A 13,826-nucleotide genomic window follows, 5' to 3' on the forward strand; every position below is an offset into this window, starting at 1 on the left:
CGTCTCAGTCCCTACCTGTCCTGACAATTTCTGGATCGACTTACACAGAGATCTTGACAGGCCCAAGCTCTCCCGCCAGCCCTACTACCGCTGGCGGAAACAGCAGGTCACCGAGGCCGAACTGGTCGAGGCCTACCGGGCCAACGCCCTGTTCGACGCGCACCGCGACGATGACACCTTCGGCTACCGACTGCTGGCCGACGAAGCCGCCGATGCTGGCGAGGTGATGTGTCGGCGGACCGCATGGCGGATCTGCCGGGACAACCAGTGGTTCTCCGCTTTCGGGAAGAAGCGAGGCAAGAACGGCAAGCGGCCCGGCCCGCCAGTGCGCGATGATCTCGTCCAGCGAGACTTCACCGCTGACGATGTCAACGAACTCTGGCTGACCGATATCACGGAGCACCCGACTGGCGAGGGCAAGCTCTACCTCTGCGCGGTCAAGGACGTCTTCTCGGGTCGGATCGTGGGCTACTCCATGGACTCCAGAATGAAGTCCCGACTTGCAGTGAACGCCCTGGACAATGCCGTTATCCGCCGCGGCGACATCGCGGGTTGCATCGTGCATTCGGACCGCGGATCGCAGTTCCGCTCCAGGAAGTTCGTGCGTGCTCTGCACCGCCACCACCTGATCGGATCGATGGGGAAAGTCGGTGCTGCCGGAGACAACGCCGCGATGGAGTCCTTCTTCGCCCTGCTGCAGAAGAACGTCCTGGACCGCAAGCGGTGGCGCACTCGAGAGGAACTCCGGATCGCGATCATCACCTGGATCGAGCGGACCTATCACCGCCGCCGCCGGCAGGACAGCCTGGGCCGATTGACCCCCATCGAGTACGAGACCATCATGAACCCGACCGTCAGCCTGGCGGCCTAAACCCAGCTGTCACCTATCGGCGCACCAGTCCCCAGTTACCGCCGCAGCGCTGCGGTCCGCCACGCCATGCCCGACGCCGACGCCGACGCCGACGCCGACGCCGAAGGAGGTTCAGCCGAGAGTCATTTCGGCGATGCCAGCCAAGCGCGTCTACTCCGGGACATGGCGCGACGGCTCAACACGATCGCCGACGGGATCTTCGCGCGAGAGACCGACTGACTTGCCGCCGCCACATGACCCCTTGACCACACGAGGTCCCCGAAACGATCACTGCCCACCACTCGACACCCCCAACGCCGTACCGCAGCGAACAAACCCGAACCGCCCCAAGTTCACCCGAACGGCACAAGAATCCTGGAGCAGAACCCGACCCCATTTCGCAGCCTGAAGCACCGTGCTCCAGATCTGCTCCAGATTGGGACCACAGTGGACTCAATCATGATCATATAAGACGATTATCCTATGATCATGGAAAAGAGCATATCCGCAGCTCAGACATAACGAAGGCGGCATCACCGTACGGTGATGCCGCCTCGTTCCGACCGTCGGGACGACAGGATTTGAACCTGCGACCCCTTGACCCCCAGTCAAGTGCGCTACCAAGCTGCGCCACGTCCCGGCCACCCCTCGCGGGGCACCCGAAGACTACCGCACCCCACGTCCCGGAATGCCGGGGGTCTCCTCCCCCGGATCCACGCTCCGCACCAGCGCGACGGCCTCCAGCTGGGCCCCCACACCGAGCTTCGCCAGCACCGCCCGCACCTGCGTCCGCACGGTCGGCAGGGACACCACGAAGTGCTCGGCGATGGCCTGGGCCCGCATCCCGGAGGCGAGCAGATCCAGCACCTCCCGTTCCCGGCGGGTGAGGGTGGCGAGCTTGGTCCGCACGGCGCGCTGCCGGCGCTCCCATTCGAGGTAGCCGCGGACGAGCTCCTCCCGCCGGGCCGGTGCCAGCAGCGAGCGGCCGGCGCGGGCCTCGCGGATCGCCGCGAGCAGTGTCGTCATCGGCGCGGACTTCGACACCCAGGTGAAGCCGCCGTGGTGCAGGGCCGCCCCGATGCGCAGCGGATTGGAGCTGCCGGAGAGCACCAGGATCCGCCATCCGGCGGCGCGGAGCGTGGGGATCATCGGGATGGTCTCGATCCGCCGCCCGTTCTCGTCGACTCCCAGGTCGAGATCGAGGACGAGCAGTCCCGGCTCGACGCCGTCCACGGCCTCGTACAGGTCCGCCACCGAGTGGGCGGGCCGGAAGCGGGCCCGCTCGCCGTCCCGGCGCAGCGCCTCCGCCAGCGACGCCCCCACGAGCTCGTGATCGTCGACGATCAGCACGGCACCGGTGTTCGGCGGCGGCGGGCCCGCCGATGACGATGACACCCGCCCGTCCCTCACGCGGGCGGGTGTCATGTCAGGGATCCCAGCGTGAGGAGTCCCCGTCCGATGAGCGCGGTGCGCCGGTCGAGCGCGTCGATCTCGCGCTCGTACTCGGTCGGCCGCGACCGCTGCTCCCACAGTTCCAGCGCCTGCCGCCACGCGACCTCGCGGGCGAGCACCACCGGCACGTCGGCGACCGCGCCGAGGAGCTGTTCGGCGACCGTCCCGTCGAACGCGTCGCCCAGCCAGCCCTCGAAGTGCTCGATCAGCTTGTTCATGTGCAGCGCGAAAACGTCGTTGACGGCCCGGTAGTCGGCCCGTTCGGCCGGTCCCAGCGCCGTCCGGCCGAGCACCGTGCAGGTCCGGACGACGGCCGGCGCCAGATCGAAGTTGACGTGTGCGTTCACCCCGACGACGGCGTACTCCATCGGGTCGATCCGCGGGTGCGACCGGCGCTCCAGCAGCACCCCCCAGGCGCGCGGCGGCTGTGATCCGGTCGCCTCGGCGAGCAGCGCGGTGAAGTAGCGGCGGGCGAACTCGACGTCGAGCCGGACCAGGAAGTCCCGGTCGGAGAAGTGGTCGCCGTCGAGCTGGTGCCGGATCCCGCGGGTGATGTGCAGGTACAGGTGGTTGAAACAGGCGAGGCCGTCGCGCTGCCCGTAGTCCTGCTCCAGGATCTCCTGCAGCTGCTCGAGATGGGCGACGACGCCGTCGATGTCCTCGGGGGTGGTGGCGAGCAGTGCGGCGATCCGCGCCCGCCCGCCCGGCGGGCCGGCGTCGCGTCCACCCGACGGCGTCTCGATCAACGTGGTCACCCGGGCCTCCTGGGGCGTGTCGGCGTGCGCCCAAGCCTCGCCCGGCCACCCCTGCCGGGCCATCGGGTGAATGCCCTACCGCTACCGGGAGGCGTGCCCTATTCCGTCACACCGCGTTCGGGGACGTGCCGGCGCAGCACCCCGGCGGCCTGCGTCCGGTTGGTGACGCCGAGCTTGGCGAAGATCCGGGCGAGATGGGCACCGACGGTCTTCGGGGCGATGAACAGGGCCGCCGCGATCTCCTTGTTCGTCGCGCCGTCCGCCAGCACCTCGAGCACCTCGAGCTCGCGGTCGGTGAGCAGGGTCAGCGGGTTGTCCGGCGCCGGTCCGGCCTGCGGCGCCCGGTCCCTGGCCGGTTGGGCCATGATCACCGGGAGCTCCGGGACCGGCACCCGCGCGCGGCGGGCGATGTCGGCGATCTCGGCGAGCAGCGGGGCGGCCCGCAGCTCCCGCGCGCCGGTCGCCGCGCGACCGAGCTCGTCGGCACCGGCGCCGGCCCGCCGCGCGCCGAGCAGCGCCTCGCCGCTGCGCAGCCGGGCGTACGCCGTCGGGTAGGGCTGGCCCAACCGCTCCAGCAGGTCGGCCACCCCGGCCCAGGTCCCGGCGTCGGCCCCGGGGGTGACCCGGGAGTCCTCGGCGGTGCACATCGCCTCGAACGTCGCCAGGACCGCGCGCAGCGCCGGCACGGACCGGTCGCCCCGGGAGACCAGCTCCCCGCGGTGCCTGCGCAGCCTGCGCAGCCCACTCGGGTCCGCCGCCCGGCCGGCGAGCACCGCCTCGGCGTGCGCGCGGGCGCCGTGCCAGAGCAGCGGTGCGTACGCCCAGACGTCGTCGATCCCGGACTCGACGACGTCGAGCCCCGCACCGACGTGGTCGCGGGCGATCTCCGGGCGGCCCCGCCACATCTCCAGCCCGGCCCGCAGGATCAGCAGCGGCAGTCGCAGCTTCGGCAGTCCCGCCGAGCCGGCGACGAGCTCGACCGCGGCCAGGTCCTCCTCGGAGCCGTCCAGGTCGCCGCGGCCCATCCGCAGCCGCGCCCTGGCCAGCCGCACCTCGACGGCCTGGGCGCCGGCCGGTGCCGCCGCCCAGGCCAGCGTCACCTGCCGCTCGGCGTCGTCCCAGGTGCCGCGCCGGAACATCCCGTTCGCGGCCATCGCCCGCAGCGACACCGCCGCCGTCCGGCCCAGTCCCAGCTCGGCCATCCGCTCGGCGCCGGCCAGTGCCTCGGCGACGCCGTCGTCGAGCGCGTTGAGCGGGCCGGACAGCAGCTCGGCCCGCTGCTGCAGGCACTCCCCCAGCGTCACCGGGTCGCCGGAGGCCTCGGCGATCCCGACCGCCTCGGACAGCGCCTCGAGCCCGGCGCCGCCGTCCCGGGTGAACGCCGCGCCGAACCCGAGCACCGCCAGCACCGACGCCAGCGCCCGCGGCTCACCGACCCGGCGGGCCGGGACGAGCGCCTGCTGCGCCACCCGGCGCGCGGCGGAGAAGTCGGCCCGGGTCAGCAGCGCGGTGGCGTACCCGGCCAGCACCTCGGCGCGGGCGGCGTCGGTGGGCGCCCCGCCGCCGGGATCGTCGGGCAGCGCGGCGACCGCCCGGCGGGCCGCCTCCTCGGCCTCGGCGGCCTGTCCCGCCGACATCAGGTAGCGGGCCAGCCGGGAGCGCAGCACGGCCTCGTCCATCCCGGTCGGCGCCTGCGGGCCCGCCAGCCGCTCGGCGAGCAGCGCGACCGCCGACTCGTGGTCCCCGGCGAGCTCGGCGGCGGCCGCTGCCCGCTCCAGGAAGCCGCCGCGGGCCGCGGCGGAGCCGGCCACCGGCAGGGTCGCCGCCCGCAGCCAGTGCCGGTGCGCCTCGGCGTAGCCGCGCAGCCGTTCGGCCTCCTCGGCCGCCGCCAGGGTGGCGGCGAGCGCCTGCGCCGGATGCCCCGCCCGCTGCCAGTGGTGCGCGAGCCGGGCCGCGACCCCGGGGCCCTCGTGGCCGGCGAGCGCCCGCGCGTACCGCTCGTGCAGGTCGACCCGCTCGGCCGGGAGCAGGTCCCCGGCGACGACCTCGGTCATCAGGCCGTGCCGCAGCGCGTAGCCGTCGTTGCCCGCGGCGACGACGAACCCGGCGTCGACCGCCTCCCGCACCGCGACCGCCAGCTCCGCCCCGGACCGGTCGAGGACGGCGGCGAGCAGCGGGTGCTCGACGTCGCCGACCCCGGCCGCCACCGCGCGGACCACGTCCCGGGCGCCCGCGGACAGCCCGGCCGCCCCGGCCCGGACGAGCTCGCGCACCGTCTGCGGGACCCCGCGCGGGTCGCCGTCGAGCACCGCCCGGACGGTCTGCTCGGCCAGGAACACGTTGCCGGCGGAGTGCGCCCAGACCATCGGCTCCAGGTCCGGGCGGTCCGGCAGCCACATCCCGAGCAGCTCGGCGAGCGCCGCCCGGGGCAGCGGCCGCACCTGGCGGAAGGTGACCGTCCGGTGCCTGCGCAGCTCGGTGACCAGCGGCAGCAGCGTGGCCGGGGTGCCGCCCGCCGGATCGTCGCGGTAGGTCCCGACCAGCAGCACCCGCTCGGTCGCGAGCCCGGCGAGCAGGTAGGCGAACAGGTCGCGGGTCGAGCGGTCCGCCCAGTGCAGGTCGTCGACGACGAGCACCACCGGCGAGTCCCGGGCGGCCCGCCCGACCAGCCCGCACAGCTCGCCGAGCATCTCCACCCGGCCGGCCGCCGACGCCCCGTCGGTGCCGTCCAGGTCGCCCAGCGCGGCGGCGAACGTCCGCGCCGCCTCCCCGGTGCCGGTGCGGGCGTGCTCGCGCAGCGCCGACACCACCGGCCAGAACGACGGCGCGTCGGCGATGTCGAGCGCCCGGCCGGTCAGCACGACGGTCCCGTCGGCGACCGCCCACCGGCCGAACTCGGTGACCAGGCGGGTCTTGCCGACCCCGGCGTCGCCACCGAGCAGCACCGCGGACGCACCGTTGACGACGGTATCGCGCAAAGCTGAGCGCAGCAGGTCCAGCTCGGCGGTGCGACCGTGGAAGGGGCGCCCCGCCGGTGTGTCTCTCACCGGACACAGGCTAGTGACGGTGTTATCACCGATCCAGGGAAAAGGACCCTTCCGCCAGGACCCGCCGGGCGGTCAGGATGCTCAGCCAGGCGTAGACCCGCGCGGCGGGCTCGCAGCCGCAGCCGTCCCACGGGTGCATCATGTCGGCGTACCAGGACGCCTCGGTGCACGCGTCGCCGACCAGCGCGTCGCCGCCGTGGCGGGCGAGGGCGAGCACGCAGGCGGCCCGCAGCCGCCAGACCCACCACCGCTCGAACGCCGTCACGACTGCGCACTCGCCGGACACGACGTGTCGGTTACGCCTGCCCCGGTACGGGATCGGCGAGATCGAGGACCACCTTGCCGACCGCCGCACCGGACCGCAGGTGCTCCAGCCCGGCCGGGGCCTCACCGAACGGGACGATCCGGTCGACGGTGGCACGGACCCGGCCGTCGGCGACCAGGTCGAGCACCGGTGTCAGCGCGGCGGCGACCGCGGCCCGCTCGTCGGCGGTCCGCACGCTGAAGGTCGTCCCGATCAGCCGCAGCCGCCGGAACGACAGCGTGTTCAGGTCCAGCGTGGCGGACGGGCCGGCGAGCCGGCCGATCTGGATCGCGGTCCCGCCGATCCGGATCCCGCCGAGCGCGGCGGCGAGCTGGTCGCCGCCGACCAGATCGAGGACGACGTCCACCCCGGCGCCATCGGTCGCGGCGAGCAGCCCGTCCGCGAGCCCGTCCGGCCCGACCAGCGGATCGGCCCCGGCCGCGGCGATCGCCGCCCGCTTCGCCTGCGAGGTGGTCGTCGCGAGCACCGGATCGGCGCCGAGGGCGCGCGCCAACCGGATCGCGACCTGCCCGACGCCGGTCGTCCCGCCGAGCACCAGCACCGCACCGGCGGTGCCGAAACCGGCCTGGGTGACCAGCGCGTCGTGCACCGTCTCCAGCGCCACCGGCAGCGCGGCGGCGTCGGTCCAGGACAGCCCGGCCGGGACCGGCAGCGCGCGCCGGGCGTCGACGACGGCGTAGTCGGCGAACGCCGCGGGCGCGCTGCAGAACACCCGGTCGCCCAGGCTCCGGCCGGCCGTCCCCGGCCCGGCCGCGACGACCTCCCCGGCGAGCTCCATCCCGGCGACGAACACGCCGTCCGGCCCGGCGTGCGGGACCGGGTAGCCGCCGCCGAGCGCGAGCAGGTCGGCCCGGTTCAGGCCGGCCGCCCGCACCCGCACCAGCAGCTCGCCGGCGCCGGGCTCGGGCACGGTGCGCTCACCGAGCTCCCAGGACCGGGCCCCGGGACGGCCGCCGAGCAGCGCGCGCATCGTCACTTCTTCCGCGGGCGCTTCTCACGCACCCGGACCGACAGCCGGATCGGGGTGCCGCCGAACCCGAACTCCTCGCGCAGCTTCCGCTCGACGAACCGGCGATAGCCCGCCTCCAGGAAGCCGGAGGTGAACAGCACGAACGTCGGCGGCCGGGTCTGCGCCTGGGTGGCGAACATGATCTTCGGCTGCTTGCCGCCGCGGACCGGCGGCGGGGTGGCCGCGACCAGGTCGTTGAGCCACTGGTTGAGCCGGCCGGTGGGCACCCGGGTGTCCCACGAGGCCAGCGCCCGGCGCATCGCGGGGGTGATCCGCTGGGTGGCGCGGCCGGTCAGCGCGGAGACGTTGACCCGCTCCGCCCAGCGGACGCTGATCAGGTCCCGCTCCAGCTCCCGGGTCAGCTGCTCGCGCCGGTCCTCGTCGACGAGGTCCCACTTGTTGAACAGGATGACCAGCGCCCGGCCCGCCTCGGCGACCATCGTCAGCACCCGCTGGTCCTGCTCGGCGATCGGCTCGGAGGCGTCGATCAGCACCAGCGCGACCTCGGCGGCCTCGATCGCGGAGCTGGTGCGCAGCGACGCGTAGTACTCCATCCCGGAGGCCATCTTGACCCGCTTGCGCAGCCCGGCGGTGTCGACGAAGCGGAACACCTCGCCGTCCAGCTCGACCAGCGAGTCGACCGGGTCGACCGTGGTGCCCGCCACGTCGTGCACCACCGACCGGATCTCCCCGGACAGCTTGTTGAGCAGGCTCGACTTGCCGACGTTCGGCTTGCCGACCAGCGCGACCCGGCGCGGCCCGGCCCCGGAGGCGCCGAAGTCGTCGCGCGGGGTCTCCGGCAGCACCTCGAGCACCGCGTCGAGCAGGTCACCGGAGCCGCGGCCGTGCAGGCCGGACACCGGGTGCGGCTCGCCGAGCCCGAGCCGCCACAGCTCGGCGGTGTCGGAGGTGAGCCGGTCGTCGTCGACCTTGGTGGCGGCCAGCAGGACGGGCACGTCCGCGCGGCGCAGCACCCGGGCGACGGCCTGGTCGGTGGCGGTCGCCCCGACCGAGGCGTCCACCACGAGCAGCACGGCGTCGGCCGTGCGCATCGCGGTCTCCGCCTGCTGGGCGACGAACGCCTGCAGTCCGGCGGCGTCCGGCTCCCAGCCGCCGGTGTCCATCAGCTTGAACCGGCGGCCGTTCCACAACGCGTCGTAGACGACGCGGTCGCGGGTCACCCCCGGCACGTCCTGCACGACCGCCTCACGGCGGCCCAGCAGCCGGTTGACCAGCGTGGACTTGCCGACGTTGGGCCGCCCGACCACCGCCAGGGTGGGGGTGGCGAGCACCTCGTCCGGGTCGATCCCGGCCGCGACCTGCCCTTCCTCGTCGACGGCGACGAACTCGGCGGGATCGAGTCCCAGCCGGTCCATCTCCACCCGGTCGGCGTCCCCGACGATGTCGGCGCCGCTCCTGTTGTCACTCACCTGTCACTCACGTCCCGGCCGGTTCGATCCGGCCTCATAGCTGTCTCCGTTGCACGGCCCGTCGCGGCCGAGCTCGCGGACCAGGGCCCGCAGTGCCTCCGCGACGTCCGCGGTCGCCGCCGCCAGCCCGTCCCGCCCGGGGACGGACGGGGCGGCGAGTGCCGGACCGACCAGCACGTCGACCGTGGGCCGGAACCTGCGTCCCGATCCGTCCGGCCGCCGTGTCCCGCGCACCGCCACCGGCAGTACCGGCGCGGACGCCGCCCTGGCCAGCCAGGCCGCCCCCTGCCGGGCCGCGGCGACCTCACCGGTGCCGCGGGTGCCCTCGGGGAACACCGCGACCACGCCACCGCCGCGCAGCACGTCCAGCGCGGCGGTCAGCGGCCGCCGGTCGGCCACCTCCCGGCGGACCGGGATCTGGCCCAGCGCCGGCAGCAGCAGCCGCAGCGGCCCCCGGAACATCTCCTGCTTCACCAGGAACACCACCCGGCGCCCGAACATGCCGAACAGCAGCGGACCGTCGACGAACGCGCTGTGGTTCGCGACGACGACCACCGGACCCTCGGCGGGGATCCGGTCCCGGTGCCGCACCCGGATCCGGTAGAACGGCGTGAAGATCCAGGTACCGAGCCATCGTGCCAGGTCGTGCAACCAGCCGACGCTCCCGGGGGTCAGCCCGGACGGCCCGGCACCCGGGCGGATCACCCGCCCAGCCCCCGTTCCGCGACCAGCTCCCGCAGCCGGGCCAGCACGGCGTCCGCGGAGAGCAGGTCGGTGTCGAGCACGAGCGCGTCGGCCGCCGCGTACAGCGGCGACACCCGGCGGGACGAGTCCAGCCGGTCCCGCCGCTCGACGTCGGCGAGGGTGCGGTGCAGGTCGGACTCCCGGCCCGCCCGCGCGTCCTGCCGGCCGCGCCGCGCCGCGCGGACCTCCGGCGACGCCGTCAGGTACACCTTCAGCGGCGCCTCCGGCACCACCACGGTACCGATGTCGCGACCCTCGACGACGATGCCGCCCCCGCCGTCCACCGCCGCCCGGATCAGCGCGTGCTGCCGGGCGACCAGCTCGGTGCGGACCTCGGGCACCGCGGAGACCGCCGACACCAGCGCGGTCACCTCGGGGCCGCGGATCTCGGCGGACACGTCGGCGCCGTCCAGGGTGATGGTCGGTGCCGACGGGTCGGTGCCCGACTCGATCGACGCCGCCGTCGCGACCCGGGCCAGCTCCGCGGCCGGGGCGTCATCGCCGAGCCCGGCGCGCAGCACGGCGAGGGTCGCCGCCCGGTACATCGCACCGGTGTCCAGGTAGGCGGCCGAGCAGGCCTGCGCCAGCCGCCGGGAGACGGTCGACTTGCCCGTCCCGGACGGACCGTCCATCGCGACGACGCCCCGCAAGGCCACCTGTCCCCCACCCTGTCGTACCTGTGATCCCGTGCCCGTTGATCCGTAGGGCATTCTCGCCGGTCCGGTACGGCACGTCCGGGGCGGGGTGTCCTACTGGGGCAGGTCGGTCCGCAGCGCCCGCGCCCCGTGCAGGTAGACGTGCCGCATCTCGGAGCGCGCCTTCGGGGTCTCCACGTGGGCGAGCAGCCGCAGCACCCGCGGCAGCGCGCCCGGGACCGACATCTCGGTGGCACACATCAGCGGCACGTCGGTCAGCCCGAGCAGCCGGGCGGCGTAGGCCGGGAACTCCGCGGTCAGGTCCGGGGTCGCGGTGAACCAGATCGAGATGATGTCCGCCGCGACCAGCTCGTTGCGTTCCAGGACGGCGCTCACCAGCTCGGCGGAGCGGTCCAGGATCTGCTCCCGCTCGTCGGCGTCGACCTGGGTGGCCCCGCGCAGCGCGCGCACCGCCACCGCTACAGCCCCACGGCCTTGTAGAGCGAGCCGATCTCCACCCGGTCCAGCGGGCGCAGCTTGCCCGGCTTCTGGTTGCCCAGCCGGACCTCCCCGACGGCGGTGCGCACCAGCCGCTGCACCGGGTGCCCGACCTCGGTGAGCATCCGCCGCACGATGTGCTTGCGCCCCTCGTGCAGGACGAGCTCCACGGTCGCCCGGCCGGGCAGCGAGTCGACCAGCTTGAACGAGTCGACGCGGGCGAGCCCGTCGTCCAGCTCGATCCCGTCCCGCAGCCGCCGGCCCAGGTCCCGCGCGATCCGGCCCTCCACCTCGGCCAGGTAGGTCTTGGGCACCTCGTAGGACGGGTGCATCAGCCGGTGGCCGAGCTCGCCGTCGTTGGTGAGCAGCAGCAGGCCCTCGGTCTCGGCGTCCAGCCGTCCGACGTGGAACAGCCGCTGCGCCTCGTTCATCAGCTCGACCCGGTCGGCGAGCAGATCGCCGATGCAGGGCCGGCCCAGGTCGTCGGACATCGTCGAGTGCAGGCCGCGCGGCTTGTTCAGCGCCAGGTACACCTGGTCGTCGCGCAGCGTGACCCGGGCGCCGTCGACGTGCAGCACGGCGGTCTCGGGGTCGATCCGGCGGCCCATCTCGCGGACGGTCACGCCGTCGACCTGCACGCGCCCCTGCGCGATCAGCTCCTCCGCGGCCCGCCGGGAGGCGACACCCGCGCGGGCCAGCACCTTCTGCAGCCGGACTCCGTCGGGGTCGTGTGTGTTGCTCATGTCCTCTAGCTTTCCAGGTCGTCGATCGCGTCGATGTCGGGCAGCAGCGGCGCCAGCGGGGGCAGCTCCTGCACCGACGAGAGCCCGAGCCGTTCCAGGAACACCTCGGTGGTCCGGAACAGTGTCCCTCCGGTGTGCTCCTCGGTCCCCGCCTCCTCCACCAGCCCGCGGGTGAGCAGGGTCCGCAGCACGCCGTCGCAGTTCACCCCACGGACCGCGGCGACCCGTGCCCGGGTCACCGGCTGCCGGTAGGCGACGACGGCGAGGGTCTCCAGCGCGGCCCGGGTGAGCCGGGCACGCTGGCCGTCGAGCAGCAGCTTCTCGACGTACGGGGCGTACCGGTCGCGGGTGTAGAACCGCCAGCCGCCGCCCACCCGGCGCAGGTCGATGCCGCGGGCGTCGGCGGTGTAGCTGAACGACATCCGGTCGAGCGTCTGCCGGATCCGCACCGGGGTCTGGCCGAGCGTCGTGGCCAGCGACTCCTCGTCCACCGGGGTGTCGACGACCAGCAGCAGCGCCTCGAGGGCCTTCTCCAGCTCGGTGTCGTCGGTGAGTTCGGTGAGTGCCGGGTCGTCGACGGCCAGGTCATCGGCTGCGGACTCGTCGGCTGCGGACTCGTCGGCTGCGGACTCGTCGGCTGCCGGGTCATCGGCTGCCGTCTCGTCGACTGCCGGGTCGTCGGCGGCCAGGTCGTCGGCGGCCAGGTCGTCGGCTGCGGAGTCGTCGGCTGCGGAGTCATCCGCTGCCAGGTCATCGGCTGCTGGCTCGTCGGATGCCGTGTCGTCGAATGTCAGGTCATCGACTACCAGGTCGTCGGCTGCGGAATCGTCGGCTGCCGGGTCATCGGCTGCTGCCTCGTCGGCTACCGCGTCATCGGCTACCGCGTCATCGGCTACCGGGTCGTCGGATGCCGGGTCGCCGGCTGCCGGGTCGTCGGATGGGCGGTCAGTCGCCGGGGCCGGCTCCGTCCCCGGGGCCCGGGTGCGTGCCGGCTCGTCGTCGTCCCGGACGTCGATCCGGTTCTCGTCCGGCCCGGCCGTTGTCCGCTCCGTGCCGGCGTGCGGGCTCCGCGGCACCGTCCGGCCGATCAGGCGCATCAGCTCGGACGGGTCCTCCGGGTCGTCGGATCCCGGCCGGTCGTCCGGCTCAGCCACCGGCCGTCCCGGTCCCCTCGCCATCGGGCACCGAGCCCTCCCGCGGTCCGGCATCGTGCTCCGGACCTCCGGCGCCGATCTCCGGTTCCGGCGCGGCGGGCGTCCCGGCGTCCGCATCAGTGCCCGGCGCGTCATCCGCCCCGGCACCGGTCGCCTCATCCGACCCAGCGTCCGGCGCGTCGTCCGGCCCGGCGTCCAGCGCATCGTCCGGCACAGCATCGTCCGACACAGCATCCAGCGCATCGTCCGACACAACATCGTCCGACACGGCGTCGTCGGCGCGGTTCTTCTTGCGGCGCCGCTTGTTCCTGGCCCGCACCGCCTCCTCCGCCGCGGCCCGCTCGTCCTCCAGCGCGGCCGCGTACGCGACCGGGTCGACGGCGCGGTCGGCGGTCCAGGTGACGGTGAGATCGGCGAACGGCTCCGGCTGCTCCAACGCGACCGAGCGTTCCCGGTACAGCTCCAGCAGGCCCATGAACCGGGCGATGACCTCCAGCGTGCCGACGCAGTCGGCGGTCAGCTCGGCGAAGGTGGCCGTCCCGGCGACGGCGAGCCGCTCGCGCAGCAGCTGGGTGTGCTCGGCGACCGACACGTGCACCGCGTGCAGGTGGTCGACGCCCACCTCCTGCGGGGGCCGCGGCCGGAACACCGCCGCGGCGAGCTCGGCGAACGCGTCGGCGTCCACCCCGAGCAGCACCTCGGGCAGCAGCTCGGCGTACCGGTCCTCCAGCGACACCGAGCGCGGGAACCGGCGCAGCGCGCCGTTCTCCAGCTCGACGAACAGCTGCGCGGCCTGCTTGTAGGCCCGGTACTGCAGCAGCCGGGCGAACAGCAGGTCGCGCGCCTCGAGCAGGGCGAGGTCCTCGTCGTCCTCGACCTCGGCGCCGGGCACCAGGCGGGCCGCCTTCAGATCGAGCAGGGTGGCCGCGACGACCAGGAACTCGGTGGTCTCGTCGAGGTCGGCGTCGTCGCCGAGATCGGCCAGGTGCGCGATGAAGTCGTCGGTGACCTTGTGCAGCGCCATCTCGGTGACGTCGAGCTCGTGCTTGCCGATCAGCTGCAGCAGCAGGTCGAACGGGCCCTCGAAGTTCGTCAGGCGCACGGTGAACCGCCGGGACCGCGGGGCGGCGACGTCGCCGTCGTCCAGGTTCTCCGGGACGGGCCCACCCGGACCGTCGGCCAGC

The 13,826-nt window shown here is 74.0% G+C and carries 13 protein-coding genes, 1 tRNA gene and 1 pseudogene; 2 read left to right on the forward strand and 13 right to left on the reverse strand.

What is annotated here, in order from left to right; genetic code table 11:
• Positions 1 to 871, forward strand: an 871-nt coding sequence (locus tag ABD160_RS26500) for an IS3 family transposase (protein ID WP_344027249.1), incomplete at its 5' end; no start/stop codon positions are given.
• Between the two features lie 66 nt (positions 872 to 937).
• The gene (locus ABD160_RS26505) at positions 938 to 1,090 is read left to right on the forward strand and encodes a hypothetical protein (protein ID WP_344027251.1); all 153 of its coding nucleotides are present in this window, start codon (positions 938 to 940) and stop codon (positions 1,088 to 1,090) included.
• Positions 1,091 to 1,416: 326 nt separating this feature from the next.
• On the opposite strand, the gene ABD160_RS26510 is transcribed toward ABD160_RS26505, so the two are convergent.
• The 13 genes and pseudogenes from ABD160_RS26510 to ABD160_RS26570 all read right to left on the reverse strand — a co-directional run.
• A tRNA-Pro gene (locus tag ABD160_RS26510) sits at positions 1,417 to 1,490 on the reverse strand.
• A 26-nt stretch (positions 1,491 to 1,516) separates the two neighbouring features.
• Entirely contained in the window at positions 1,517 to 2,245 is a 729-nt protein-coding gene (locus tag ABD160_RS26515) for a LuxR C-terminal-related transcriptional regulator (RefSeq protein ID WP_344027253.1), read from the reverse strand.
• 26 nt (positions 2,246 to 2,271) lie between these two features.
• A complete protein-coding gene (locus ABD160_RS26520) occupies positions 2,272 to 3,057 on the reverse strand; it encodes a DUF5995 family protein (protein ID WP_344027255.1) in 786 nt (261 codons plus the stop codon).
• 98 nt (positions 3,058 to 3,155) lie between these two features.
• On the reverse strand, positions 3,156 to 6,104 hold the full coding sequence (locus ABD160_RS26525) for an ATP-binding protein (RefSeq protein ID WP_344027257.1): 2,949 nt from the start codon (positions 6,102 to 6,104) through the stop codon (positions 3,156 to 3,158).
• Positions 6,105 to 6,129: 25 nt separating this feature from the next.
• Positions 6,130 to 6,369: a hypothetical protein gene (locus ABD160_RS26530; protein WP_344027259.1), complete on the reverse strand. Its 240-nt coding sequence runs from the start codon at positions 6,367 to 6,369 to the stop codon at positions 6,130 to 6,132.
• 31 nt (positions 6,370 to 6,400) lie between these two features.
• Positions 6,401 to 7,399, reverse strand: a complete 999-nt coding sequence (locus ABD160_RS26535) for a quinone oxidoreductase family protein (protein ID WP_344027261.1) — start codon at positions 7,397 to 7,399, stop codon at positions 6,401 to 6,403.
• 2 nt (positions 7,400 to 7,401) lie between these two features.
• Entirely contained in the window at positions 7,402 to 8,814 is a 1,413-nt protein-coding gene (gene der, locus ABD160_RS26540; protein WP_344027305.1) for a ribosome biogenesis GTPase Der, read from the reverse strand.
• A gap of 57 nt (positions 8,815 to 8,871) precedes the next feature.
• Positions 8,872 to 9,573, reverse strand: coding sequence for a lysophospholipid acyltransferase family protein (locus ABD160_RS26545; protein ID WP_344027263.1), 702 nt, complete (start codon positions 9,571 to 9,573; stop codon positions 8,872 to 8,874).
• Complete coding sequence (gene cmk / locus ABD160_RS26550) at positions 9,570 to 10,244, reverse strand: (d)CMP kinase (protein WP_344027307.1); 675 nt, start codon at positions 10,242 to 10,244, stop codon at positions 9,570 to 9,572. Before cmk ends, ABD160_RS26545 begins: the two co-directional genes overlap by 4 nt.
• Before the next feature lie 117 nt (positions 10,245 to 10,361).
• Positions 10,362 to 10,724, reverse strand: a complete 363-nt coding sequence (gene aroH, locus ABD160_RS26555; protein WP_344027265.1) for a chorismate mutase — start codon at positions 10,722 to 10,724, stop codon at positions 10,362 to 10,364.
• A gap of 2 nt (positions 10,725 to 10,726) precedes the next feature.
• Positions 10,727 to 11,488 carry a pseudouridine synthase gene (locus ABD160_RS26560; RefSeq protein WP_344027267.1) on the reverse strand — a complete coding sequence of 254 codons (762 nt, stop codon included), beginning with the start codon at positions 11,486 to 11,488 and terminating at the stop codon, positions 10,727 to 10,729.
• A 5-nt stretch (positions 11,489 to 11,493) separates the two neighbouring features.
• On the reverse strand, positions 11,494 to 12,642 hold the full coding sequence (scpB, locus tag ABD160_RS33405) for an SMC-Scp complex subunit ScpB (RefSeq protein ID WP_425563667.1): 1,149 nt from the start codon (positions 12,640 to 12,642) through the stop codon (positions 11,494 to 11,496).
• Positions 12,643 to 12,964: 322 nt separating this feature from the next.
• Positions 12,965 to 13,825, reverse strand: a pseudogene (locus ABD160_RS26570) (segregation and condensation protein A); the annotation flags it as partial.
• Between the last annotated feature and the right edge of the window lies 1 nt (position 13,826).

Origin of the sequence: Pseudonocardia kongjuensis, from assembly GCF_039526905.1 — a bacterium.
Taxonomy (GTDB): Bacteria; Actinomycetota; Actinomycetes; order Mycobacteriales; family Pseudonocardiaceae; genus Pseudonocardia; species Pseudonocardia kongjuensis.

Bases quoted from the DNA above. Each gene is read 5' to 3' on its own strand.
- ABD160_RS26560 (WP_344027267.1), bottom strand. From the start codon at position 11,488: ATGAGCAACACACACGACCCCGACGGAGTCCGGCTGCAGAAGGTGCTG.
- cmk (WP_344027307.1), bottom strand. From the start codon at position 10,244: ATGGACGGTCCGTCCGGGACGGGCAAGTCGACCGTCTCCCGGCGGCTG.
- ABD160_RS26535 (WP_344027261.1), bottom strand. From the start codon at position 7,399: ATGCGCGCGCTGCTCGGCGGCCGTCCCGGGGCCCGGTCCTGGGAGCTC.
- der (WP_344027305.1), bottom strand. From the start codon at position 8,814: ATGGACCGGCTGGGACTCGATCCCGCCGAGTTCGTCGCCGTCGACGAG.
- ABD160_RS26505 (WP_344027251.1), top strand. From the start codon at position 938: ATGCCCGACGCCGACGCCGACGCCGACGCCGACGCCGAAGGAGGTTCA.